Here is a 25,175-nt window from a genome sequence, read left to right as displayed (position 1 = left end):
ATTTGATTATAAAGATATTGTTAGAAAAAATTTAATGAGAATTTTTATAAAAAAAAGAAAAGGGATTGAGACTTAACTAAATCAATAGACGAATAAATTGGATAAAGTAGCTAGTATAAATCACTCATTAAACCGCGTTGCTTTCCGTGCCAGACTTCGCTTTCCGCGGGCGGCCGATGAGCCTCCTCGTCACTTCCGCTCCTGCGGGGCCTTATCTATTCCGCTTTTCCCATAGGAGTCTTCGTCTTGCCCTTCAATCACCAGCTAGAAGCACCTCCACACATGAAATCTACGTTCATCCTAACCATAAAAAAATCCGAACGATTCATCGTTCAGATCTTCCATCAATTAAAATAATTTTATCCCAGCCTCTTTTCGACTTAGCATTTATTTCATAGCCTGCAAATGATTATTAGATTTTTGTTTTGCATCACGCTGAACGAAAAAAATGATGCAAAGCGCCAGAAGATATAAACATGCAAAAGCTGTTATGTACCAAAGTGCCGAGGTAATTCCGCTTTCGTCCATAGTAAAGCCAATAAGTGCAGGAAAAATAGCTCCTCCAAGTCCTGAAAAACCAGTAATTAAACTTGTTACAATACGAGCAGATCCGGTAAATGTATGATTAGCATATACCATCGTAATCGAATAGATACCTGACATTGCAAGCCCTAAAAACCCTAATAAAATATAGCCTGCAACAGCTTCTTTTAATACGATAAACAGCAATAAACTCACAATTGTTCCTCCAATGCTGCCAAAAAGATAGCGTTCGTATGTAACGATTCGAATAATCCATCCAGTAGCCACTCGTCCCATTAGCATAGCCACCCAAAAAACGCTTATGCTCAAAGTAGCCTGTGACGGAATTACATCTAGATACGTGATAAAAATAGACGAAAGAAAATTATTCATACTGCTTTCTACTCCGGCGTACATAAAAATCATCACACTAAAAAGAGCAAGTATTTTCCACCTTTGACTTTTAGCAAGCACAGGCGCAGGTTCTGAGCTGGCGTCTGAAGCGTCGCTTTCTGAAGTAGAAACAGTCTCTTTTTTAAAAGGAATCATTTTACAAACTACAACCATTAGTAAAGCTAATACACTTGTTATAAAAAATGAAAACCTCCAGCTGTTCTGTGAAATCAATAAGCTAGCTACTAACGGCATCAACAGTGCACCTAGACCAAATGATACTTCTAAATAACTCATAACAATAGCTCTTCTACCGATAAATACTTCCATCATTAAAGTAGCTACAACTACTTCCAATGCGGCTACACCAATACCGTTTAAAAAATTGAATGCAATAATCCACTCAAATGGAGGCAATAAAAGCATACCTATTTGTGATAGCGCTATCATTAGTGCGGCAATTGTAAGTAAATTCATTTCGCTGAAGCGTCCTAATAGAAAAGAAGATAGCGGAACTCCTATCAAAAATCCTAAAGAACCTAATAATACAAGCTGCCCCCCGACCGTATAGGACACATGATAATGTGTTAACAATTGCGGTAAGACGGACCCAACGGCTGTAATGACTAATCCGCCCAGCAAATAAAGCGCATATGAAGCTAGCGCAAACTTTTTCATCTCCCCACCCCCTTAAATTCTCTAAAACTTTCTTTCTGTACTTAATTATAAAGCTTTTCCTTTAGTTGTTAACTGAAATTTTTAAAAAAACCATTCTTCCTACTCTACTTAATTTCCAGTCATTTATAAGATAAAACAAAAAGAAGAAGACGTATGTCTCCTTCTTTTTGTTTTTCACTTTACAGTGACGCTTTTAAAATAGCTAAAATATCATCTTTATTTAGTTTTTTAAAGTTACCGAAACCTCCGTGCTCCATTTCACGAGCAGCAATTCCAGCAATTTCGTCTAGTCGCTCTTCTCCGATATCGTAATCTGCTAAGCGAGAAGGTGCACCAAGGCTTGACCAAAAAGCGCTTAGTTTATCGATTCCTTCTAACGCAATTTCTTTGTCGCTTTTACCTGCAGTTTCAATATCGAACATGCTTGTCATTACACGCTTCATACGAGTTACATCTTGATCTACAACGTGTCGCATCCAATTTGGGAATAGGATTGCTAAACCGCCTGCATGAGGAATGTCATATACCGCTGATACCGCGTGTTCAATTGTATGTGAAGCCCAATCGCCAAAGTAGCCCATTTGAAGTGTTCCGTTTAATGCGATTGTTCCGGAATATAATATCGTTTCGCGGTGCTCGTAGCTTTGCAGATCTTCTAGTAATTTCGGTGCTGTTTCAATTACTGTTTGTAATACGGAATAGCACATACGATCTTGTAAAGGCGTGTTTTTCACGTTATGGAAATATTGTTCGAACACATGGCTCATCATGTCTACCATGCCGTAGATAGTTTGATCTCTAGGAACAGACATCGTGTTCACAGGATCTAGTATAGAAAATACAGGGTGCGTAACGGCGCTTCCCCAAACGTATTTTTCATTTGTTTCCCAATTCGTAATAACAGAATCAGGATTCATTTCAGAACCTGTTGCTGCCAATGTTAATACCGTTCCAAACGGCAGTGCTTTTGTAGCCGTTACTTTTTTGTTAATAATATCCCAAACGTCTCCTTCATACTCAGCTCCGGCAGCGATTGCTTTTGTGCAGTCAATAACACTTCCTCCGCCGACTGCTAACATGAAGTCAATGTTTTCATTTCGGCAAATTTCAATTCCTTTTCGTACCGTAGATAGCCGAGGATTTGGCTCTACGCCCGCTAACTCATGTATATTTACGTTTAACTCTTTTAACAGCGTAAGAACTTGATCGTATAAACCGTTTTTCTTAATGCTTCCTCCGCCGTAAACAAGCAAAATATTTTTTCCGTATTTCGGGAGTTCTTCTGATAATGCTTGAAGCTGATCCTTTCCGAAGATTAATTTTGTGGGATTATGATAAATGAAATTTTCCATACTATCTGTATACCTCCTAGTTGAATATAAAGTAAGTTGTCGCATTACGCGAACAAGAATGTAAGTATAAATGTAAAACAAAAATTTTTCAAGAGTTAAGTTCTCAAATCGCGTACTTTATTTTATTGAGTAATTAAAATGAAGAAAATGGCTTCTTAGATATAAAAAAGAGAGCAAGTAAATGCTCTCCTTAAAGTTCTTTATAAGCCATTTTTCTATACGTAACAAATCCTTCTTTTTCGTAAAAGCTCTCGGCAATCGTATTGTCATTCCAATAATCTAACTCAATTGTAGTGATCTCTTTTTCACGAGCAATGCTATAAATTTCTTTCATCAAACTCGAACCAAACCCTTTGTTTTTATAGGGTTCTGCGATATTTATTTGATGAACGTAAATTGACTCGTAAGCTTTTTTAAACACGGTCTCTGAATACTGCTTTATTTCTAGCCAAGCGAATCCCACATGCTGTCCTTCGTCTTCTGCTAAAAGAAAGATAAACCTATCGTCTTTCATCACTTTCTTAAAAAATTCATGTACCTGATGAAAATCATATGTTTGAAAATGCTGCGGGTATAATTCTACATGCAGTTGATGAACAGACTGATTAAGAATGGCAATTGTATCAGCATCGAAAGTACGGCTAATCTTCAATTTTCTCTCTCCTATATATCTCGATTTAGTAGTGGTCGTTATGAATTTATTTCGTTTAATATAGCCGGTGCGTTTGAGGTAAATAACAGATAGTTTTTATTGGTCGTTTTTATAAAGATGCGGTCAGTCGTTCCGTACGGAGGGCCAATTCGAATGGCGTTTGCTTCTTTACCTCCATACGTGTCATCTTCCGTTACTTCAAGAATGTCTTCTAACGGAATCGTAAAGTGTGAAAGCTGCCATTTTATAATGAGATTATCATTTATTTTTCGGACACTGATAGTTGGTGTAAACATTTTATACATCCCCTTTGGTTTCTATTTTCCCTTACTTGTTCTAGCAGAAAAAACAAGTTCATTTCCCCTTAACTTTCTCCCTGTGTTGTAATGTGTTCTTTTATCTTTAAAATCGCTTCTTTCGGACAGCCTTGAAAATACCCTCCATGATAACAAATAATATGCTCAATGTCGTAGTGTAAGAATTTTTCCAGTGATTGAACTGCTTGATCCATATTTAAGGTCGTTTGTTTAACAGGTCCCATTAGTCGTCCATTTGCCAATACTAAAGCATCTCCAGCAACCAGTGTTTTTGATTTTCTTAAATAAAAACTTACATGCCCAGGTGTGTGTCCAGGGGTAAAAATCGGTTCAATCCCTTCACAGTATGGGAGCATTTGACTCCCTTTTAATACTATATCTACGTCAACTTTTGGAGGGTTTTTATACAAATATTTTATTTCATCAGGTATAGCTGCTAGTTCTTCGTTACTCATTCGACTCGCATTCGTTTTAATAAGCGGAAGTTTCCCTTCAATATACGGCTTATCAAATTCATGAGCATATACGATGATATTTTCATTTGATTTTTTTTGTATATCAGTCGCACACCCTATATGATCTAGATCTTGATGTGTTAAAAGAATTACTTTTAGCTGTTCAATAGATATATTCAATTCACCCAAGGCCTCTTTCAGTTGATTGGTTTGCCCAGGCATTCCTGTATCAATTAGAATAGCTTCATTGTTATTCCAAACTAACGTAGGATTTAATATTATGTCTTGGTCAAAAGCTCTGGCATTCAACTGTAGCATTTCAACACCTGCAGAAATTCTCATTACAAACCCCTTTTCTTATTAAAGTACAAAGATTTTTAACCTCCATAATCGCTTAGCATGCAGTGGTATTCTTGAATTTTATCAATAAACAAAATAAAAACCAGACTGGAAAAAAATCACTTTTTATGCTATGATATCTATAAAATAAAGCTTACTATGATAGATTTTTATAAATAAAAAGGTGAACCTTGTTGTCCAAGGTTCACCTTTTTATTTATCGTTAGCCGTATAGCTTTTTTATTTCTTATCTTCTCTTTGAATACACTCATGTAAAGGTACAACCTTGGTTTTCTTTGCTATTTTATATCCCCACCACGTCGCTAAAAAGAGAGGCAGACCGATGTATGAGACCGTCAAGCCATACCAATCAATTTTGTCAGAAAGTACCGCTTGATAATTCTGTCCTAGAATAACGATGAGGCACATTCCAAATGCAAGAACAGGGCCTAGAGGAAACCATTTTGCTTTATACGCCAGTGCATTTATATCCCGTCCTGAAGCAACATATGCTTTTCGGAAACGATAGTGACTGATTGCAATACCAATCCACGCAATAAATCCGCTCATGCCTGAAGCGTTTAAAAGCCACATATACATTTGATCGCCAAAAATTGATGTTAAAAAGGCAAGACCGCCAATGATAGTGGTTAAAACAAGCGCGTTTACTGGAATTCCTCGACGATTAATTTTTCGAAGCGCTTTAGGCGCTTGCCCTTCATTGGCCATGGACCATAACATTCGCGTAGAAGCATATAAGCCAGAAGTTCCGGCTGATAAAACCGAGGTAAGAATAACAGCATTCATCACTGAAGCAGCTGCAGCAATTCCTGCTTTTTCAAAAACAAGCGTAAATGGACTAACAGCAATGTTATCCACATCTCCTCCTAGAAGAGATGGACTTGTGTAAGGAATGATAAGCCCGATTACAGCAATGGCTGCAATATAAAATAGAAGAATGCGCCAAAAGACTTGGCGAATGGCTTTGGGTATATTTTTTTGAGGGTTTTCACTTTCCCCCGCCGCAATGCCGACTAGCTCTGTACCTTGAAAAGAAAATCCCGCGATAAAGAAAATGCTTAGTACGGACAGAAATCCGCCGTTGACCGGCGCTTCTTCTAATGTAAAGTTTTTAAAACCGATATATTCACCGCCGAAAATGCCAAAGATGGTCAGAAGGCCCACTCCGATAAACACAATGATGGTTACTACTTTTACGAGAGCAAACCAATATTCAGATTCTCCATAGCTTTTTACAGATAGGAAATTAAGTAAAAAAATTAAGCCTAAAAACAAAGCGCTCCAGATAATACTTGGCACATCAGGGAACCAAAACTTCATGATAATAGCAGAAGCAGCTATTTCTACAGCGAGCGTAACAGCCCAGTTAAACCAGTAGTTCCAACCGAGCGCAAAGCCGAGAGCTGGGTCTACATAATGACTTGCGTACGTTGAAAAAGAACCTGATACCGGCATAAACGTAGCCATCTCTCCAAGACTAGTCATGAGAAAGTAAACCATAATTCCAATAGCCCCGTAAGCAATCAGCGCTCCTCCAGGTCCAGCAGTTTGGATGGATGATCCGGTAGCTAGAAATAAGCCAGTTCCAATTGACCCTCCAATGGCAATCATGGTCATATGGCGTGCTTTTAAATGGCGTTTTACATGCTTATCGTCCTGCTTCTTTTCTTCCTCATTACGATTTATATCGACCGCTTCCATACTTATCCCACCTTTATAAATGAACTATGCGAACATGTTTAACGTAAAGCGTATAAGAATATCCATCTCCCACAAAAAGCAGGAGATGGACCCTTCATTGCTTACTTTGAAAAATCAAAGTAGTTTCGTTTTAATAGACGAGGCAGGCTCATAAGCTGTTCGTACGTTACACTTTTTTCTAAGGCAGAGGTGTTGATTAAAAACAGTTGATCTTCAATGTGTCCAACCGTTTCATCTGTTTGATACGTAATTCCGCATTCTGAACATGTAATGGAAGGCGTCTCTTTAATTTCTATAGCTTTTGTGCCGTCAGGAAGCTCCCAATAAACTGTTGCATCCGCCTCTTTCGCTTCACAGGATTCGCACCATTGACATTTCAATATTATTCCTCCTTCGCTCCCGCCGTTTCGTATTTTTTCATTTGCGTTTCAAATTTTTTCTCTTTTAATTGATCGCGCTTTTCACGCTTGTCTTTTAAAGAGCTATGCTCTGGATTTTGGTCATACGTTTTCCGGCGGTCAAGACGGTTTAGACCTTCCGGTGTTAAATTGAACTTTGTATCATCAATAATCGAAAGAACACCGTTGCTTTCAAATTTTTCAAACACTTCAGGATATACTTTTTTATAAAATTCTTCTGCGCTTCCACTTTGGTAATTTTGCGGCTCCGGATAAGATGTAATAACACCTTCAAAGTTTCGAAGCACCACTTTATTGGAGCTTTGAGAAATAATATAGTTTGGCTGCAGTGGAATTTTACCGCCTCCTCCAGGAGCATCCACGATAAACGTAGGAACTGCATAGCCGGACGTATGGCCGCGAAGTCCTTCCATAATTTCTAGCCCTTTACTAATCGGCGCACGGAAATGGCCGATTCCTTCTGATAAATCACATTGATAAATATAATAAGGACGAACGCGGATTTTTACTAAATCATGCATAAGCTGCTTCATGATTGGCACGCTGTCGTTAATTCCAGCTAAAATAACCGCTTGGTTTCCAACGGGAACTCCTGCGTTCGCAAGCATTTCACAGGCACGCTTTGATTCTTCTGTAATTTCAATTGATGTGTTGAAGTGCGTATTTAGCCAAACCGGATGATATTTCTTTAAGATATTGCACAGGTTTTCTGTAATGCGCTGCGGGAACACCACCGGTGCTCTTGTACCGATACGAATAATTTCTACGTGCGGAATATCGCGCAAATTTTTCAAAATATATTCTAAAATATTGTCATTGATTAATAGGCCGTCTCCTCCGGAAATTAATACATCACGGATTTGAGGGTTGGCTGCAATGTAATTAATAGCTGTATCCAGCTGTTTTTTAGGAACGCCCATGCCAATTTGTCCTGAAAAACGTCTTCTTGTACAGTAGCGGCAGTACATAGAGCATTGATTTGTAACTAAAAACAGTACGCGGTCGGGATAACGGTGCGTTAAGCCAGGAACCGGTGAATCTTCATCTTCATGAAGCGGATCTTCTAAATCATACCTTGTTTTATGCAGTTCTTCTGAAATAGGGACAGACTGCATTCTGATTGGACATTTCGGATCGTTCTCATCCATTAACCATGCGTAATAAGGAGTGATGTTTAACGGAATCGTTTTGGTTGCAATTTTAACACCTTCTTCTTCTTGAGGTGTTAAATTGATAACTTTCTTTAAGTCTTCCAATGTTTTAATCGTGTTTGTCAGCTGCCATACCCAGTCATTCCACTGCTCGTCCGTTACATCTTTCCAAAGCTCGATTTCTTTCCAGTGTCTGCTTGCTTTATATAATGTATTGTTCATTTTATATTCCCTCCAAAGTTCATTTTTTGAATAGATGTTCTACTAAGAAATTGACCGCACCATATAATAGCGATCTTCTCCTTCGCCAAACTCTCCTGCTCGCCTTTCTTTAATGGTAAAGCCCATTTTTTTATACAGCTTCACGGCGCCTTCGTTTTTTACATTCACCGTCAAACAAACGCTTTGGAAATTATCTTTTTTTAGAATCGAAAATATTTCTTCTAAAAACAGCTGTCCAATTCCGCTTCCTTGTTTATCAGAGCGGACGTAGAACCCAAAAATATAAGCTTTTGTGACATCTTTGTAATCTCGAAGCAGCTCGCAAATGGCAATTGGCCTTGTGTCATTTTCCTGGAAATATTGAATAAGCTTGCCGTAGCGGGCTAAAGGTACAAGCGTCTGTTCATCAACGGCTCCCATGCCCGGAAACGCATCTTTTTCAAGTTCAATCATCATCTTTTGCTGCTCCGGATTTAACGATTCCGGCACTTCGATATAATACTGCTCTTTTAATGCATCCATTTTTCTTTCCTCCTTTTTTCACTTTCATATTTGACATCTTGCAGCGGCCAGATTGGATTTGGAATGTGCTGGTAATTAAAGGTCGTTAAGCGATTTGATGCTACGCCTGGTGCATCCACATAGATAATAGATCCTACAAGAGGTTCAAAAGCGGCTCTGAAATGATTTTTAGCTTTTAAACCGATGATTTTTTTCGTCGCTGGCTCAATACCGATATGGCGAAAAAGTTCAGGATCGTTTGCTGATGCCGGCCTTCCAATCAGCAAAACATCCAATTCTCCTACTCGAATATGAGCTGCACCTTTTACATTTACTTTCAAATGCTGATTAAACGGTCCCGAATTGTAAAACTCACCTTCTGATAAGCCAATGACCTTTGCTTCAACTTCAACGGGCTTTCCAAACTCAGGAGAAACTTTTCCTCCTAAGGAAAGCGAGACGTAATTCCCAACTCCCGCTTGCACGCATTGTTTAATAGATTCAGGGTCATAAAGACCTCCAAACAGTGTCCCCGGCATATTTAGCTTCAGCATGTATTCCAAAAGCTCTGTTGTATCGCCGCTTCCGCAGCTTAAAGGATTGTCTGCTATATCAGCGAGTACTGTCGGCTTTGTGTTTGATAGTTTTAACGCTGTTTGCAGACCTTCTTCAACGGTAGGCAAATCCACGATAAACTCTTCTTTTATACTCCAAAACTGAGAAGCTAGTTTCTTTGCCATTTTTTCTGCTGTTTCAGGATTCAAAGCTATTACGAGCACGCTTGCTCCGGCAATTGGAATATCAGAATACGGAAAGCCTCCAAAAATGGAAACATTGTATACATCTGCTTCTTGCTCGGCTTGTTTAGCAAGATCAATCATTTTTTTCATTGGTCCTTCTGCTGTTCGCATATTAATTGACGGCAAAAGCATAGGCAATTTCTTTAAAGACGCATAATAGATAGCGCTTTCTTTTATTTGTGTTAAAAGCGCTCGCGCAGCGTTCACTCCTTGTTGGTACATATCAACATGAGGATATGTTTTAAAACCAAAATGAAGCGGCGTGTGCGTAAGCATATCTTCACTGATATTTGCATGCATATCGAGCGTAGTAGAAATAGGAACGTTGCTTCCTATACAGCTTCTTATCTGATTTAATAAATGAGCTTCAGGATCGAAAAGATGTTCTACAACCATTGCGCCGTGCAAAGCGATTAACAAACCATCTAGCGGTCCCGCATGAGTAAGTGAGTGCAGCATTTGCTTTTCAATTATGTGATAAGCTTCAGAAGATACAATTCCGGACGGAACTGCAGCTGCACAAACAAGGGGAACGATTTCTATCTGCTTCTCTTGCTTTAATACATCTAAAAATCCCCCTACTTCTGTTTTGGTTCCTGAGTATGCTTTATATATTTCCGTTCCAACAAAATAGCCTTCTTGTACAAACTGTTCTATTTCTGTTTTTAATGGACTAAAGCTGTGAGATTCATGATAAAAAAAGGCAATGCCAATGCGATATGAAGACATGTGCTCCTCCTTTTCGCTAAGGTGCGAGATTAATAGTTGGTGTAGACAGACTTCCATTCTGTCATCACATCAAATGCATGATGAGAAACTTCCCTGTGACCGTTTCCAGACATCTTCATTCCTCCGAATGCTACCCCCATTTCAGCATTAGATGTTCCATTATTGATATAGACTAATCCGCTAACAGCGTCTTTTGCCGCTCGGCTGGCATAATGTAAGCTGCTTGTATAAATAGAAGTGGAAAGTCCATACATCGTTCCATTATTAACGCTCATTGCTTCTTCGTAGCCATCTACTTCAATAAAAGCAAGCACGGGACCAAAAATCTCTTCTTGAGCAATTGTGTGGTTCGAACGGACGTTATCAATGATCGTAGGCATGTAATAACAAGTCCCTAACTCTGATAGAGCATGACCTCCGAGCGCAATATTCCCGCCTTCTTCTACCGCTTTTTGCACGTAATCTTCTACTAAATGGCACTGCTGTTCATTTACAAGCGGGCCTATTACAACCCCTTCATCAAGACCATTTCCAATCTTCATTTCCTTTGTAAGAGCTACTACTTTTTTCAAAAGCTCTTCTTTTACTGAACGTTCTACAATCACTCTGCTAGCTGCGGTACAGCGCTGCCCCGTTGTTGTAAATGCTGATTTGACAATTCCTTCTGCTGCTTTATCCAAGTCCGCATCTTTTAACACGATAACAGCGTTTTTTCCTCCTAGCTCTAAAGAAATTCGTTTTAAGGTTCTGCTGCTCATTTCTGCTAACTGCTGACCAACTTCCGTAGAGCCTGTAAATGAGATGATTTTCACTTCAGAGTGCGTAGCAAGCTTTTGTCCGACGATTCTGCCCGATCCTGTAAGCAAGTTAATTGTTCCTTTTGGAAGCCCCGCAGCGTGCAATACTTCCATAAAAATCTTCGCTGAGAGCGCCACTTCTGAAGCCGGCTTCCAGACAACGGTATTGCCAGCGATTAAAGCGGCAAACATTTTATAAGAAGCGAGAGAAACAGGAAAGTTCCAAGGTGTAATACATGCCACAACTCCAAGCGGTTCGCGAACCATTTTTATATCTCGGTCAGGAAAGCCAGCGGGCACTATTTCGCCAAACAAACGTCTTCCTTCTCCCGCCATATACTGAGCTGTGGCAATGACGACACCAACTTCGCCTATGGATTCTGTCAGCGGTTTTCCCATCTCTTTTGTCATCACTTGAGCTAGCTCTTCTTTTCTGTCTTCAAAAAGCTCAGCTGCTTTTGTTAAAAATGCTGCACGTTCAGGAATAGATGTATTTTTCCAGTGGCTGTAGGCTGTACTAGCCGCTTTTACTGCATCATCGACTTGACTAGCCGTAGCGGCCGCGCACGTTCCGACGAGCTCTTGTGTTGCAGGGTTTATACTTTCAAAATAGGCTTGCTCCTCTTCACTTACCCACTCGCCGTTAATATATAAATTTCCTTGTAACAGTTCGGTTTTAGTCTGACTCATATTGTTACCCTCCTTTTCATTTTAAAAGCTAGTTAATTGAAACTGCTTCTGTGATGACTTCTTCTAGTAAAGACAGCCCTTGATCCAGCACGTCTTTATCAATATTTAGCGGCAGCATTAAACGAATAGTTTGCCCTTTGACTCCACAGTTCATAATAAGCAGTCTTTTTTCCAGCGCTTTTGATTTAATAACAGGGACATAAGCAGCTGCTGTTTCAACATGAAATTCAATACCAATCATCATACCAATTCCTCTAACCTCTTTAATAGCCGCTAAATGTCCGATAGAATGCTGAAGGCGTTTAACAATATCAGCGCCTACTTTTTCACTGCGCTCTACAAGCTTTTCTTCTTCAATGATTGAAATATTGGCTAAAGCAGCTGCGCACGATACTGGATTTCCTCCAAAAGTAGAACCATGTCCAGCTGTTGGCCATTTCTCATGCAGTTCTCGGCTTGCTACAATGGCTCCTAATGGCATGCCACCCGAAAGAGCTTTTGCTAAAACTAAAATATCTGGTGTGACTCCAGCATGTTCTGCCGCAAACATTTTTCCAGTGCGCCCAAATCCCGTTTGCACTTCATCAAAAACAAGCAGAATGCCATAATCATTCGCTATGTCTCTCAGTGCGCGTAAAAAGCTAGAAGGAGCAGGGTAATAGCCTCCTTCGCCCATGACTGGCTCAATTACAATCGCTGCTACGCGTGAAGGATCCACTCGCAGTTCAAACAGCTTTTGCAGTTGATTTAAGCAATATGCTTCCGCATCTTCCTCGTCAATATTAGGAAGCTGACTTGGATACGGATAAGGAGCATGATACACTTCTCCTAGAATCGGCTCGTAGTAGCTGCGGTATTTTGAGCTTGAAGCCGTAATAGCTGTAGCTCCTAGTGTACGGCCGTGAAAAGAACCTTCAAAAGCAATGATCGCTGGTCTGCCAGTGGCCGCTTTTGCTAATTTGAGCGCACCATCAATGGCTTCTGCGCCTGAGTTTGAAAAAAACACCGTGTCTAAGTTTCCAGGCGTAATTTGCGCAAGTTTTTCTGCCAAATTAACTGCTGTTTCGTAATAGCCGTAGTTTAAGCCTAGGTGAAGCAGGTGATCTGCTTGTTTTTTTATCGCTTCTACCATCTTTTCATGCGTATGCCCCACTGCATTGACAGCTACTCCTGATACAAAATCAATGTATTCCGTGCCATCAGCTGTCCAAAATTTCGCACCGTGCGCTTTTTCAATAACAAGCTCTGTTACTCTTGTCATCACCGGTGATAAATGTTTTTTTCCTTTGATTTGAAGCTCTTCTGTTTTATTTTGCACTTTCATATGACTCATCCTTTCTTATGTGCTGATGAAAAATAGAAAACGCATGATCTAGCAATCTCACTATTTCATCAACTTCTGATTTCGTTATATTTAAAGGAGGACTGATAATGATATGTTCTCCTTTATGTCCATCTATAGATCCGGATCCTGGATAAAAGACGCCTCCAAGCTCCATACAAATTTCATTGAGCTTTTCGCTGGCTGCTTCACGTGGCTCGAAAAATATCTGTTGATTGGCGTCTTTCATTAGTTCTAATCCAATTAAAAGTCCGCGGCCGCGAATATCTGAAATATAAGGATGCTTGCGCTGCAGCGCTACTAAATATTCCATTAAATACGCGCTTTGAGTTTCAACGTTTTGAAGGATATTTATTTCTTCGTACATATCCAAAGCAGCAAGACCTGCCGCTATTGAAACAGGATGTCCACTGTACGTATAGCCATGAAGAAATTTCCCGCTGCTATTTTCTAACAGACCTTGAATTAGACGGTCATGGACAATCATTCCTCCTAAAGGAGCGTACCCAGCTGAAACTCCTTTACCAAACGTTAGGATATCCGGTTCGATTCCGAATTGTTCCACTGCAAAATCAGTTCCTGTTCTCCCAAAGCCTGTCATAACTTCATCAACAATCAAAAGAATGTCATAGCGGCTGCACAGCTCACGTACTTTTCTAAAGTAATCAAGCGGAGGTACAACAGCTCCTTGCTGACTTCCTACGATGGGCTCTGCAATAAAAGCTGAAATGTTTTCTGGACCGAGCTCTAAAATGGTGCGTTCAATATCGGTGATGCAGCTCCAGTTTTGATTTGCCACGCAGTCTTCTTGATTGCGATTATACGGACAGCGATGACAATACGGCGAATAGACGTGCGCAAAATGTAAAAGGTTGGGTGTGTAAGGATATCGTCTTTTTACATCTCCTCCAGCTGATAGTGCGCCTATCGTATTTCCGTGGTAAGACTGCCACCTTCCGATTACGATGTGTTTTTGCATCTTTCCGGCATCTCTGTGATATTGCCTTGCTAATTTTAATGCACTTTCATTTGCTTCTGATCCTCCTGATGTAAAATAGACTTTGTTTAAATGAAGCGGCGCCATTTTACCAATTTTTTCTGCAAGTTTATGCAAAACATTCGTTTCAAAACGTAATGTATGAACAAACGCCGCTTTTTTTGCTTGCTCTGCCATCGCCTCGGCTATTTTTACAATGCCGTGCCCTAAATTTGCCGCCACGGCCCCGGAGCAGCCGTCTAAATACTTTTTTCCTTGTTCATCTATTAAGTAGCTTCCTTCACCATGGGTAATCATTGGATACTTTTTTGTTAAATCTCTATGAAACACATAGTCTCTTTTTATTTCGTCCATCTTTCCACCACCATCGCCATTCCTAATCCTCCTGCAACGCAAATAGTTGCGAGACCGTATCGTCTTTTTTGCTGTTGGAGCTCATGACACAGAGTTGTTATGATTCTTGCCCCGGAGCAGCCTAAAGGATGGCCAAGCGCAATTGCTCCTCCGTTTACATTCACTTTTTCTGATGTGATATTCCATTCTCTTAAGCAAGCAATACTTTGGGCGGCAAATGCTTCGTTTAATTCAATCAAGTCCATATCACCTAAGCGTAAACCGACTTTATTTAAAGCAATTTGTGAAGCAGAAACAGGGCCAATTCCCATTTCCTTTGGAGAGACACCGGCCGCGGCAAATGACACAATTTTTGCCATAGGTGTTAATCCAAGCTGCTCAGCTTTTTCTTCCGACATCAACAGCAGCATCGAAGCGCCATCGTTTCTGCCGGATGAATTTCCAGCTGTCACCGTTCCATTTCTTTGAAAAACAGGTTTAAGCGTACCAAGCTTTTCTTTGCTAGTAAGACGAGGAAATTCATCTGTTGCAAAATGCTTCATTCCTTTTTCCCCTTCTTTTACAGGTACCGGGATAATTTCTTCTTCAAATAAATCAAGTTCTATAGCCCGCCTAGCTTTTTCCTGACTATAAAAAGCAAACTCATCCTGCTCCGCGCGGCTAATGCTATATTTTTCAGCAAGCCACTCCGCCGTCTGTCCCATTGTAAATGTTCCGTATAACGTTTCAGGCTGTGATTTTGGCTGACTTTCTGTATTAGAGTCATAGAGTGTTAAATCACCAACGCGAAAACCGAAACGAGTGCCTACCGTATAATGCGGTGCTTGAGACATGCTTTCCACTCCTCCAGCTAATACCACTTCGGCTTGACCCGATAAAATGGACATGGTTCCATTCATTACAGCCTGCATGCCTGAGCCGCACTGGCGGTGCACCGTATAAGCTGGAATACGTTCAGAGAATTGAGCTTTCAGTCCAGCTACTCTTGCTATATTAGGAGCATGAGCGCTTTGTTTCGTTTGTCCGACGATAATTTCATCAACAATCTCTGACGTATATCCGGCTGAAGACAAATTGTTTTTCATCACAAGAGAGACTAGTTCTTCCGGAAGCGTATCTGCAAGCGAACCGCCAAACTTTCCAATAGGAGTTCGAAATGCATTTACAATCACTGCCATTATGCCGTCACCCCATTGTCTTTACTAAACAATTTAGAAACGTGAAAAGAAGCCTGTGTTTTTTGTTTTACTTCCTCTAAAGAAACACCCGGAGCTGTTTCAAGAAGTTCAAGACCAAGGTCCGTTACGGAAAAGACAGCTAATTCCGTAATAATCATATCGACTCGTCGCTCTGAAGTGAGAGGATAGGTCAACTTCCCAACTAGCTTTGACTCTCCTTGACTATTTGTGTGAAGAGTCGTCACAATCACTTTTTTTGAGCCTTCTAATAAATCCATTGCTCCTCCTACGCCAAGAACGCTTTTCCCAGGAACAGCCCAGTTCGCAATTCGGCCTGCTTCATCTACTTGAAGCACTCCAAGAATAGATACATTCACATGGCCTCCGCGTATCATGGCAAAGGAATCCGCACTGTTAAAAAATGAGGAACCTTCCAAAACCGTGACGGGCAGCTTCCCAGCATTCACAAGTTCTGGATCTACGTAGGCTTCTTCAGGAGTAGGCCCAACGCCGAGAATCCCGTTTTCTGAATGTAAAAACACGTGAACATCGGGTGAAATATAGTTAGCAACCAGAGTAGGAATGCCTATTCCTAGGTTCACTATATCTCCGTGACAAAGCTCTTTTGCAGCACGCGCAGCAATATACTGTTTGACGTTCATCTTAATTTTCTCCTTTCACTACGATATAAGTAACGTATAAATGAGGAGTTACGATTTCTTCAGGAGAAATCTGTCCAACTTCAACCACTTCTTCTACTTCTGCAATGACGATATCAGCGGCTGTTGCCATCATTGGATTAAAATTTCTTGCTGATTTGCTGTAAATAAGATTTCCCAGTCGATCTGCTTTTTTAGCTTTTATAAGAGCTACATCTGCGTGCAGCGATTCTTGCAAAACATATTTCTTTCCTTTTAATACTCGTTCTTCTTTTCCTTCCGCCAGCTGGGTCCCTACGCTCACAGGCGTATAAAATCCTCCGATGCCTGCTCCTCCTGCCCTAATAGCCTCGGACATTGTTCCTTGTGGGATGAGCTCCACTTGGAGTTCTTGTTGTTGATAAGCGTGTACAACTTCAGGGTTGGAAGTAAAATAAGACCCTATGGCTTTTTTTACTTGTTTTTTTTGAACCAATACACCTAATCCTTTTCCAGGTTCACCGAGGTTATTACTAATAATCTCTAAATCTTTAAGGTTTGATTTGGCAATCGCTTCAATCAGACTAAGCGGGCTTCCAACAAGACCAAATCCACCTACCATAATGCGTGCGCCATCTGTTATTTTTTCTATTGCTTCTTCGCGCGTGATGATTTTGTTCATTTTGTTTCCTCCTTTTCTTTTTATATTTCACAGCGCTTTACGCGAAAAAAACCAAGCAGGACACAATGACTCCCCAAAGAAACAGGGATGTCCCCACTCTTTGTAAAGTGTGTGTGTCTGCTTGGTTTTAATAAGACCATGAAAAGAGGTTGTCTTCTCACTTTATTCTAACCAAACGCTATGTAATTTTTTGATTCACATTATCCCAGTAACGTTGGATTGCAGCCTGAAGCGCTACGATAATCGCCTGTTGAGATGGAGCAAAATAATAATTTTGAATACGTTCAATAAGAGGTTCAATTCCATCTGCAAGGCAGTAACCAATAAGCAGCTTCCGGAAAAAATTTTGCGTCAGCTCCGTAATAAACGTAAACTCAGCATTTACAATTTTATGCTCTGTCAGATCCACTTCTAGTACAATTCCCGCATGCTTATACATTTCATACATGGAAGTTCCCTGTGGAGCTTTTGCATATCCTGTCACAATGACTGTATTCAGTATTTGCATGCCCCTTAATCTCCTTTTAAAAACTATTTAATTACTCCGCACTTTTACAATAATAATTCTGAAAGGTCAAATGAGATTAACTCATATGCTTTTAGTTATGTAAGTGCTTTCATTTTTAAAAAGATATGTTCTTACACAACTAATATTTCGCCTTTTCTAGACAAAATCCTTCTTTTCTTTTAAAAAAATTTTCTATTTTTTTATTTATTCCGCTTTATTGAAATTTATTCGAGTCTCCATCAAACTTTTCATCTGCTATACGGATGGACTCTGTTGGACAGCCTTCAAACGCATCTATTAAATCGTCTTCCAGCTCTTGGGGCACTTCAACCGTTCCTTGATTATCATCAAGTATAACGAACGCAATTCCTTCATCATCATAATCATAAATATCAGGTGCCGCAGCTCCGCATGCACCGCACGCAATACACGTTTCTTTATCGACTATCGTATATTTCCCCATGATCATTCTCCTAACTAAGTTTAAAAGTTATTACTCATTACCAGCCGCGTTCTTGCATACGATTTTCTGGTAATAATGATGAAATTTCAATTCCTTTCATTGCACTTCCCAATCCTTTTGACAAGTTTGCAATAAGTTCATAGTCTTGATAATGCGTTGTTGCTTCCACGATTGCTCGCGCAAATTTTTCAGGATTGGCTGATTTGAAGATTCCTGATCCAACGAACACACCGTCTGCTCCAAGCTGCATCATTAACGCTGCGTCCGCGGGTGTTGCTACGCCGCCTGCTGCAAAGTTTACAACCGGTAAGCGGCCTTCACGTTTAATTTGCAGTAATAACTCATAAGGTGCGCCTAATAGTTTAGCTTCTGTCATTAACTCGTCTTCATCCATGCCTACAACTTTACGTACTTGAGCGTTTACTTGGCGCATATGACGCACTGCTTCCACGATGTTTCCTGTTCCTGGTTCGCCTTTTGTACGAAGCATCGAAGCACCTTCACCAATTCGTCTTGCTGCTTCCCCTAAATCACGGCATCCGCATACAAATGGAACCGTAAATGTACTTTTGTTAAGGTGATATTCCTCATCAGCTGGAGTGAGTACTTCACTTTCGTCAATGTAGTCTACACCCATTGCTTCTAGCACGCGTGCTTCAACAATATGGCCAATACGAGCTTTCGCCATAACTGGAATGGATACAGCGTTCATCACTTCTTCAACAATTGTTGGGTCTGCCATACGAGACACGCCGCCTGCTGCACGAATATCAGCGGGAACACGCTCTAACGCCATAACAGCAACAGCGCCTGCTGCCTCTGCAATTTTTGCTTGTTCTGCATTGATCACGTCCATGATAACGCCGCCTTTTTGCATTTCTGCCATTCCCCGCTTCACGCGGTCCGTTCCATTTCTCACCATATTCAATTCCTCCTTTATATGTTCAAACACTTATTATGCAACTTCCATGCCAGTGTTAAAATATAGAAGAAATTAGTAAAAAACATTGATTTTCATGCCAAATTATTAAGCGGTTTTTAAAAAATTGGCAGGTGAAAGCCAATTTTTTAAACCAAAACAGCTCCCATCCCTATTAGAGACGGAAGCTGTTTTGTTAAGGAACTAACACTAATTTTCCGGTCGTTTTTCTTCCTTGAAGCAGACGATGCACATCTGCCGCTTCATCAAGTGAAAATGTGCCGCCCAGCATTAATTTTAACTGACCAGAATTCACGTGGTTTAATAGCTCATGCAGACTTTGCTGATAAAGCGTTGGTTTTGCCATCATTTGAGGTAAGAAAAAGCCTAGAACCGATTGATTTTTTTCCATCAGGCGGGCAGGGTTAAATTTTACAGGTTTTCCGCTAGCCATTCCGTAAAAAACGAGGCGCCCAAATGGTGCAAGACATTGAAGAGATTCATAGAATATATGCCCTCCTACCATTTCTAAAATAATATCGGCTCCTTTTCCTTCCGTTACTTCTAAAATTTGTTTTTCCCATCCTGTTTCTGTATAGTTAATCGCTTCGTCAGCTCCGAGTTTTTTTGCAAGCTCAAGCTTTTCTTTGGAGCTTGCTGTAGCAATAACTTTTCCAGCTCCAAAAATTTTGGCAAGCTGGACAGCTAAGGTTCCGACACCGCCTGCTGCCGCATGAACGATGACGGTTTCTCCTTTTTCAAGGCGACCCATTGTTTTTAAAATATGATAAGCCGTGAGTCCTTGAAGAGGCAAAGCAACCGCTTGTGTTAAATCCACATTCTCCGGCAACGGAATAAGGCCTCTTGAGTCAGCCAGCGTGTACTCAGCGTATCCTGTTGCTCGATTAGATCCTAGCAGCGTCACAACTTTTGTACCTACTTTTATCCCTTTTACATCCTCGCCTACTTCAACCACTTCGCCCGCTACTTCAGAACCTGGGATAAAAGGCAGCGGTGTTTCGACTACGTATGCTCCTTCACGCCGCGCAGCATCGGCGTAGTTAACGCCGATTGCCGCAACTTTAATGAGCACATCTTTCTTTTTTGGTACAGGGCGTGCAATATCGATAACTTGAAGAACATCAGGTCCTCCGTACTGCGTAAATTGAATGGCTTTCATCTTATATCCCCCTCTTATTTCCCTTGAAATAGTGGCTTTCTTTTTTCTTTAAACGCAGATATTCCTTCTTGATGATCCCTCGTTTCTACCATAAGAACTTGCGTTAGCCTTTCTTGCTCAAGGACTTGTTCTAACGTTAAATGAAAGGAATTGTTGACAATTTTTTTCATTTTCCCATACGCTTTCGTTGGTCCTTGTGATAAGCGACTTGCAAAGGATGTGACCTCATCTTTCAGCTGATTTAACGGTACTACACGGTTTAAAAAACCAGTTTTGTAAGCCGTGTCCGCATCCATAGGCTCTCCTAAAAATAACAGTTCCTTAGCTCTATGGGGACCAACGACCTTTGTAAGAAAGTAAAGGCCTCCTCCGTCTGAAATCAATCCAACTTGAGAAAAGCTTAATACGAACCGACTTTCTTCTGACGCAATGATAAAGTCAGAAGCGAGAGCTAAATTAAAAGCCGCTCCTGCTGCAAATCCATGAACTGCTGAAATAATTGGCTTCTCTAGATTTTGCATCGCTAAAATACATTCATTTAAACGGCCGATATGTTCATAAACATCAGATCCAGATGCTTGGCCCATCGTTTTTACATCGCCTCCGGCAGAAAACGAGCGCCCTGCTCCATTTAATATAACCACTTTAATAGACTCATCGCTTTGTGCCTGTTTTATTTCAGATGTTAACTTTTCAATCATTTCCTCACTGAATGCATTTAAACGCTCCGGCCGATTTAACGTTAAAGATAAAATAGTCCCCTGCTTTTCTACTACTAAATCACTCATAATTCGGATTCCCTCCTCTTTAATTTGCATTAAACGATAAGCCACCCGCCATCTACTAATAAATCACTTCCCGTCATATAAGATGCCTCTTTAGACGCTGCAAAAGCAATAACATTTGCAATTTCATCTGGCTTACCTACACGTTTTAAAGCCGTATTTTTTTCGATTGCCTTAGTGAAGCGCTCATTTTCAAGTCCAGGCTGCGTTAAAGGTGTTTCTACGAATCCAGGAGACACAGAGTTTACTCTGACTCCACGGGGAGCTAACTCAAAGGCCATTGCTTTCGTAAAATTAATTAAAGCAGCTTTAGCAGCGCTGTAGTGAGGAATTTGTGCCCCGGCTTTATGTCCTGAAAGAGAAGCGATGTTAACAATAGATCGATTTTCTCCTATCTCTTCAGTTAAAAAAGGAATCAAATGTTTTGTTACAAGAAATACGCTTGTTAAATTGACGTCCTGCACGTGTTTCCACTGTTCAAGCGTTGTTTCTTTGATTGTTGAATTAACTGATCCGCCTGCGTTATTAATTAATAAATGAATTTGTCCGTACTTTTCTTTTATAAACCCAGCCAGCTCTTTGACGTCTTCTTCCTTCGTTACATCAGCTGGGAAAATATCCGTGCATTTTCGTTCACACCGTGTGTCAATAGCCGATGCAGCCTGTACTAGTTTTTCTTTCGTTCGCCCGACAAGAATGACGCGAGCTCCTTCTTTCGCCATTCTCTGAGCGGTCGCTTCTCCAATACCGCTTCCAGCTCCTGTAATAACGGCTATTTGCCCTTCAAAACGCATAATATCCCTCCTTATACAACATATCGCCCGCTGTCGATAAATTCACGGGCGATGTCTCGATTGCGCGTGAACTCTCCTTCACTTTGCAAATCATTCATCCATTTTCCAAGAATTGTGCGGTACTGTCGGTGTTTTTCACCCGTTAACATCCCGTTTATTAATTGTCGAGCCTGCTTTTCAATTTCAAAGAGCGTTTCACTAACAACCGTTGCTGTCAGCTTGCTTTTTAACTTTTCTTTTTCTTCTCCATTTTTGTTCACGGCTTTTTCCACGCGCAGCACAGATGACTCTATGGCAAATAGTCCAACAGCAATTTCTGCGAGCTTCATCAGCGTTTCTTGTTCTTGTGCTAGATTGGCGTTAAACGTTTGGAATGCTGTTCCTAACAAAGCAAGAAATAAATGTCTTGTGGTAATAACCGCCTGCTTTTCTCTTCCTAGAAGTTCATTTGAAGATATTTCCCACTGACCGCTCATCAATTCACTAACAGCATGTTCTACTTGTTTGCTCAGCTCTATTTCTCCTTTGCCTGCTTTTTTTAGAAGCTGAGTTGGAAGCAAAAGGCGGTTGATTTCATTTGTACCTTCAAAAATACGATTGATGCGTGAGTCACGATATACTTGTTCTATTTTATATTCTTGAATAAACCCTGCGCCGCCATGAAGCTGCAGCGATTCATCGGCAATTAAATCAAGAGTTTCCGATCCATACACTTTACAAACTGAACATTCCATTGCAAATTCAGCCAGCTGTTTAGCTACTAACTTATGATTTTCACTTTCATATAAGCCACCAAGCGCCTCTTCTAGTAAACCAGCTGTACGGTACTGAATAGATTCAGATGCAAAAATACGAGCCGCCATTTTTGCTATTTTTTCTTTTGAAGCATTAAATTCCGCAATAGCCGTTTTAAACTGCTTGCGTTCTTTTGTATAAGCTAAAGCAAGTTCAAACGCATATTTCGCTGCGCCCATACATGCAGAACCTAAGTTAAAACGTCCGAGGTTTAAGACGTTCAACGCAATCAAGTGACCTTTTCCTACTTGTCCAAGTACGTTCTCTACGGGTACTAAGCAATCTTCATAAATAACTGGACGAGTAGATGACCCTTTGATTCCCATTTTCTTTTCTTCTGGCCCGAGAGACAGTCCTTCAAAACCTTTTTCTACAATAAAAGCGGTAAAATGTTCACCGTCTACTTTTGCATACGTGATGAACGTATCTGAAAAGGCAGCATTGGTAATGTACTGCTTCGTTCCATTTAATATATAATGCGTTTTTTCAGGATTTAATACGGCTTTTGTTTGGGCTGCAAGAGCATCAGAACCTGCTTCTGGCTCTGTCAAACAGTAGGCCCCAATATATTCGCCGCTTGCCAATTTAGGCAAGTATTTTTCTTTTTGCTCCTTGGTGCCAAAATACGTAATAGGAAGTGTCGCAATGCATGTATGATTAGAATGAGTGACTCCATATCCGCTTGTCCGGCCAATGATTTCACCGACGAGTCCTTTGCTTACTTTATCAAGACCTAGTCCTCCATATGTTTCTGGAATACTGTGAGCAAGAAGTCCAAGCTCGCCTGCTTTAAGCATCAATTCTACTACTTTATTAAAATCCTGCTGCTCAATGTCATTATGGTAAGGGTCTACTTCTTTTTCAATAAACTGCTTTGCTGTCTGAGCAATCATACGGTGCTCATCCGTTAAGTCTTCGGGTGTATAAACGTGATGCGTAGATGTTTTTTTTAGTAAAAATGATCCGCCTTTTGCTTCTGTTTTCATTTCAGACATATCGTTTCCTCCCCGTTTACTAGCTTTTTTTTCACTACCTTAGGAACTACGGAATAGACGTTTTTCCGGCTTACAAAGCCAATTTCGTCTAGAAAGCCATACTGAGTGAGCATTTCTCCTACGGCTGAGCGCTTCAATATTTCAACAGGTGAATGCTCATAAGCCTCATACAAAAGCAGTGCGGCTTTTGCAGCATCCGTCAAATGAAATGTTTTTAGTTGCAGCAGACAGCTTATAAAATACCCCGCTCCATACAAATCTTCTAGACAGAAGCGATCGGATGAACCTGAACAAACTAATAAAACAGTTTCATCTTGACCTTGCTGACAAACAGCACTCGCAACCGCTTCTCCGTTTAACAGTGAAGCTGCATATACATGTTTTGCTTTCTCGGCGTTATGGATGGCTACCGTTCCATTAGTGGTAGACAAAATAACTGCTTTGTTTTGAACATGCTCCTTTAACGTGCTGGGGTTTGGATCAAAAAAGCCTTCAATCGTTTTCCCTCTATACTCGCCTACAAGCGCAATTTCGTCAGGCTTATACGTTTTTGCTTTTTTACGCGCTTCTTCTTCATTTTTTACCGGAATAACTTCTATTGCTCCTTGCTGTAAAGCAGCCGCAATTGTTGACGTAGCCAATAAGACGTCAAATATAACAACCGTTTTTCCTTCTAGCTTTTTGGCAAAAAGCTCTTCTTTTTTGAGTATTACGTGAATTTTTCCTTTCATATATGTCCTCGTTCTGTGTGCAGAGCATGAATAATTAGTGTTTTTACATAATCTTCAAATTGTGAAAATCGTTTATCATTTGTTTGGCCTTTTTTATAACGGTAATAAATTTGCTGACAAATGACAGCAAGCTTGAAGTACGCAAATTTCAGGTAAACGTCAATGTGTGAAACATCCCGTCCACTTTTTTTAGCGTATGCTTCTACAAAATCTCGACGGGAATAAAAGCTTTTTTGCACAGTAACAGGTGGATTTCCGAGTCCTCTTTTCAAAAGTTCAGGATCGTTGTCTTCCATCCAGTAGCTCAGCGCCACTCCCAAATCAGCAAGCGGGTCTCCAACGGTTGTCATTTCCCAGTCAAATAATCCTACAATTTTATTTCCATCCGGTGAAAATAACGTATTGTTAAGCTTATAATCATAGTGAATAATGGTCGAATGCTGTGAAGTGGGGATGTGTGTGGTCAACCATTTTTTTAGGGCTTCTACTTCCGGTATGTCACTTGTTTTTGATTTTTCATAGCGATGAATCCAGCCGTGTACCTGACGTTCTAAAAATCCTTCGGGCTTGCTGATTTTTTCAAGAAGCGTGCCTTTATAAGGAACATCATGAAGTTGAGCAAGGACATCCACCATTTGTTCTGAAATACAACGGCAAAGTTCGCTAGTTCCTTTCACGTCTTCTGGAAACGCTGTGTCGATGAGAACACCGTGCTTTCTCTCCATTAAAAAAAGGATTTCCCGACCACCGTCTCATCTTCACAAAACACATACGGCCTAGGAGCGAGAGGGAAAGACTTCGATAAAACAGATAAAATCTTGTATTCTCTTTGCATGTCATGCGCTTTTGGCGCAACTGGCCCAAAGGGAGGGCGTCTCAACACCGCCTCCCACTCTCCGACTGAAAGAGCGTAGGTTAAATTGGACGCACCTGATCCAAATTGCTTGATTAAAAGAGGCTCTTTAGGTAAATCAGGAATCGAAACACGGAGAAACTGATGCAGTTTTTCCGTGTTTAATTCCTCTCCTTTTCGTACAGGAATGATTTGTGACATTCTTTTACCACCTGCTTTTTT

At 40.5% G+C, this 25,175-nt stretch carries 24 protein-coding genes and 1 pseudogene; all 25 read right to left on the bottom strand.

Annotated elements, in window-relative coordinates:
- Nucleotides 1-387 precede the first annotated feature (387 nt).
- The 25 genes and pseudogenes from Q5794_RS12740 to Q5794_RS12620 all read right to left on the bottom strand — a co-directional run bounded on the left by Q5794_RS12740 (nucleotide 388) and on the right by Q5794_RS12620 (nucleotide 25,154).
- A complete protein-coding gene (locus Q5794_RS12740; RefSeq protein ID WP_214987977.1) occupies nucleotides 388-1,593 on the bottom strand; it encodes a sugar MFS transporter in 1,206 nt (401 codons plus the stop codon).
- Nucleotides 1,594-1,772: 179 nt separating this feature from the next.
- Nucleotides 1,773-2,945, bottom strand: coding sequence for an iron-containing alcohol dehydrogenase (locus tag Q5794_RS12735; protein ID WP_214987975.1), 1,173 nt, complete (start codon nucleotides 2,943-2,945; stop codon nucleotides 1,773-1,775).
- Between the two features lie 190 nt (nucleotides 2,946-3,135).
- Nucleotides 3,136-3,597 carry a GNAT family N-acetyltransferase gene (locus Q5794_RS12730; RefSeq protein WP_214987973.1) on the bottom strand — a complete coding sequence of 154 codons (462 nt, stop codon included), beginning with the start codon at nucleotides 3,595-3,597 and terminating at the stop codon, nucleotides 3,136-3,138.
- A 38-nt stretch (nucleotides 3,598-3,635) separates the two neighbouring features.
- On the bottom strand, nucleotides 3,636-3,893 hold the full coding sequence (locus Q5794_RS12725) for a hypothetical protein (protein ID WP_034652033.1): 258 nt from the start codon (nucleotides 3,891-3,893) through the stop codon (nucleotides 3,636-3,638).
- 68 nt (nucleotides 3,894-3,961) lie between these two features.
- Nucleotides 3,962-4,711, bottom strand: a complete 750-nt coding sequence (locus Q5794_RS12720) for an MBL fold metallo-hydrolase (protein ID WP_374989162.1) — start codon at nucleotides 4,709-4,711, stop codon at nucleotides 3,962-3,964.
- Nucleotides 4,712-4,948: 237 nt separating this feature from the next.
- A complete protein-coding gene (locus tag Q5794_RS12715) occupies nucleotides 4,949-6,430 on the bottom strand; it encodes an amino acid permease (protein ID WP_192993160.1) in 1,482 nt (493 codons plus the stop codon).
- Nucleotides 6,431-6,531: 101 nt separating this feature from the next.
- Nucleotides 6,532-6,810: a YokU family protein gene (locus tag Q5794_RS12710; protein ID WP_192993158.1), complete on the bottom strand. Its 279-nt coding sequence runs from the start codon at nucleotides 6,808-6,810 to the stop codon at nucleotides 6,532-6,534.
- 2 nt (nucleotides 6,811-6,812) lie between these two features.
- On the bottom strand, nucleotides 6,813-8,222 hold the full coding sequence (gene ablA / locus Q5794_RS12705) for a lysine 2,3-aminomutase (RefSeq protein WP_013057075.1): 1,410 nt from the start codon (nucleotides 8,220-8,222) through the stop codon (nucleotides 6,813-6,815).
- A gap of 42 nt (nucleotides 8,223-8,264) precedes the next feature.
- Complete coding sequence (locus Q5794_RS12700) at nucleotides 8,265-8,744, bottom strand: GNAT family N-acetyltransferase (RefSeq protein WP_374989161.1); 480 nt, start codon at nucleotides 8,742-8,744, stop codon at nucleotides 8,265-8,267.
- Complete coding sequence (locus tag Q5794_RS12695; protein ID WP_374989160.1) at nucleotides 8,732-10,252, bottom strand: M81 family metallopeptidase; 1,521 nt, start codon at nucleotides 10,250-10,252, stop codon at nucleotides 8,732-8,734. The genes Q5794_RS12700 and Q5794_RS12695 overlap by 13 nt, the downstream gene beginning before the upstream one ends.
- A gap of 29 nt (nucleotides 10,253-10,281) precedes the next feature.
- On the bottom strand, nucleotides 10,282-11,739 hold the full coding sequence (locus tag Q5794_RS12690; protein WP_374989159.1) for an aldehyde dehydrogenase family protein: 1,458 nt from the start codon (nucleotides 11,737-11,739) through the stop codon (nucleotides 10,282-10,284).
- 28 nt (nucleotides 11,740-11,767) lie between these two features.
- Nucleotides 11,768-13,063, bottom strand: a complete 1,296-nt coding sequence (locus Q5794_RS12685) for an aminotransferase class III-fold pyridoxal phosphate-dependent enzyme (protein WP_214987961.1) — start codon at nucleotides 13,061-13,063, stop codon at nucleotides 11,768-11,770.
- Nucleotides 13,047-14,432 carry an aspartate aminotransferase family protein gene (locus tag Q5794_RS12680; protein ID WP_374989158.1) on the bottom strand — a complete coding sequence of 462 codons (1,386 nt, stop codon included), beginning with the start codon at nucleotides 14,430-14,432 and terminating at the stop codon, nucleotides 13,047-13,049. Before Q5794_RS12680 ends, Q5794_RS12685 begins: the two co-directional genes overlap by 17 nt.
- Nucleotides 14,420-15,610, bottom strand: coding sequence for a thiolase family protein (locus Q5794_RS12675; protein ID WP_192993146.1), 1,191 nt, complete (start codon nucleotides 15,608-15,610; stop codon nucleotides 14,420-14,422). Before Q5794_RS12675 ends, Q5794_RS12680 begins: the two co-directional genes overlap by 13 nt.
- Complete coding sequence (locus Q5794_RS12670; protein WP_192993144.1) at nucleotides 15,610-16,272, bottom strand: 3-oxoacid CoA-transferase subunit B; 663 nt, start codon at nucleotides 16,270-16,272, stop codon at nucleotides 15,610-15,612. The genes Q5794_RS12675 and Q5794_RS12670 overlap by 1 nt, the downstream gene beginning before the upstream one ends.
- A 1-nt stretch (nucleotide 16,273) precedes the next feature.
- Nucleotides 16,274-16,930: a CoA transferase subunit A gene (locus Q5794_RS12665; protein WP_013057067.1), complete on the bottom strand. Its 657-nt coding sequence runs from the start codon at nucleotides 16,928-16,930 to the stop codon at nucleotides 16,274-16,276.
- A gap of 178 nt (nucleotides 16,931-17,108) precedes the next feature.
- Nucleotides 17,109-17,438 (bottom strand): DUF3870 domain-containing protein, encoded by a 330-nt coding sequence (locus Q5794_RS12660; protein WP_013057066.1) that lies wholly within the window; start codon nucleotides 17,436-17,438, stop codon nucleotides 17,109-17,111.
- A 214-nt stretch (nucleotides 17,439-17,652) separates the two neighbouring features.
- Complete coding sequence (locus tag Q5794_RS12655) at nucleotides 17,653-17,901, bottom strand: ferredoxin (protein WP_013057065.1); 249 nt, start codon at nucleotides 17,899-17,901, stop codon at nucleotides 17,653-17,655.
- A 37-nt stretch (nucleotides 17,902-17,938) separates the two neighbouring features.
- Nucleotides 17,939-18,823 carry a pyridoxal 5'-phosphate synthase lyase subunit PdxS gene (gene pdxS / locus Q5794_RS12650; protein WP_162257806.1) on the bottom strand — a complete coding sequence of 295 codons (885 nt, stop codon included), beginning with the start codon at nucleotides 18,821-18,823 and terminating at the stop codon, nucleotides 17,939-17,941.
- A 193-nt stretch (nucleotides 18,824-19,016) separates the two neighbouring features.
- The gene (locus Q5794_RS12645; RefSeq protein ID WP_214987957.1) at nucleotides 19,017-20,000 is read right to left on the bottom strand and encodes a quinone oxidoreductase; all 984 of its coding nucleotides are present in this window, start codon (nucleotides 19,998-20,000) and stop codon (nucleotides 19,017-19,019) included.
- A gap of 14 nt (nucleotides 20,001-20,014) precedes the next feature.
- Nucleotides 20,015-20,788: an enoyl-CoA hydratase gene (locus tag Q5794_RS12640; RefSeq protein ID WP_311590551.1), complete on the bottom strand. Its 774-nt coding sequence runs from the start codon at nucleotides 20,786-20,788 to the stop codon at nucleotides 20,015-20,017.
- 29 nt (nucleotides 20,789-20,817) lie between these two features.
- Nucleotides 20,818-21,579, bottom strand: a complete 762-nt coding sequence (locus Q5794_RS12635) for an SDR family NAD(P)-dependent oxidoreductase (RefSeq protein ID WP_214987953.1) — start codon at nucleotides 21,577-21,579, stop codon at nucleotides 20,818-20,820.
- Nucleotides 21,580-21,590: 11 nt separating this feature from the next.
- Complete coding sequence (locus tag Q5794_RS12630) at nucleotides 21,591-23,369, bottom strand: acyl-CoA dehydrogenase family protein (RefSeq protein ID WP_374989157.1); 1,779 nt, start codon at nucleotides 23,367-23,369, stop codon at nucleotides 21,591-21,593.
- Complete coding sequence (locus Q5794_RS12625) at nucleotides 23,357-24,100, bottom strand: 2-phosphosulfolactate phosphatase (protein WP_214987949.1); 744 nt, start codon at nucleotides 24,098-24,100, stop codon at nucleotides 23,357-23,359. Before Q5794_RS12625 ends, Q5794_RS12630 begins: the two co-directional genes overlap by 13 nt.
- Nucleotides 24,097-25,154: pseudogene (locus Q5794_RS12620) on the bottom strand (phosphotransferase family protein). The gene Q5794_RS12625 and the pseudogene Q5794_RS12620 overlap by 4 nt, the downstream one beginning before the upstream one ends.
- Between the last annotated feature and the right edge of the window lie 21 nt (nucleotides 25,155-25,175).

It is taken from the genome of Priestia megaterium (assembly GCF_041941685.1).
GTDB lineage: Bacteria > Bacillota > Bacilli > Bacillales > Bacillaceae_H > Priestia > Priestia megaterium_C.
This window is presented reverse-complemented; position numbering and strand designations above follow the sequence as displayed.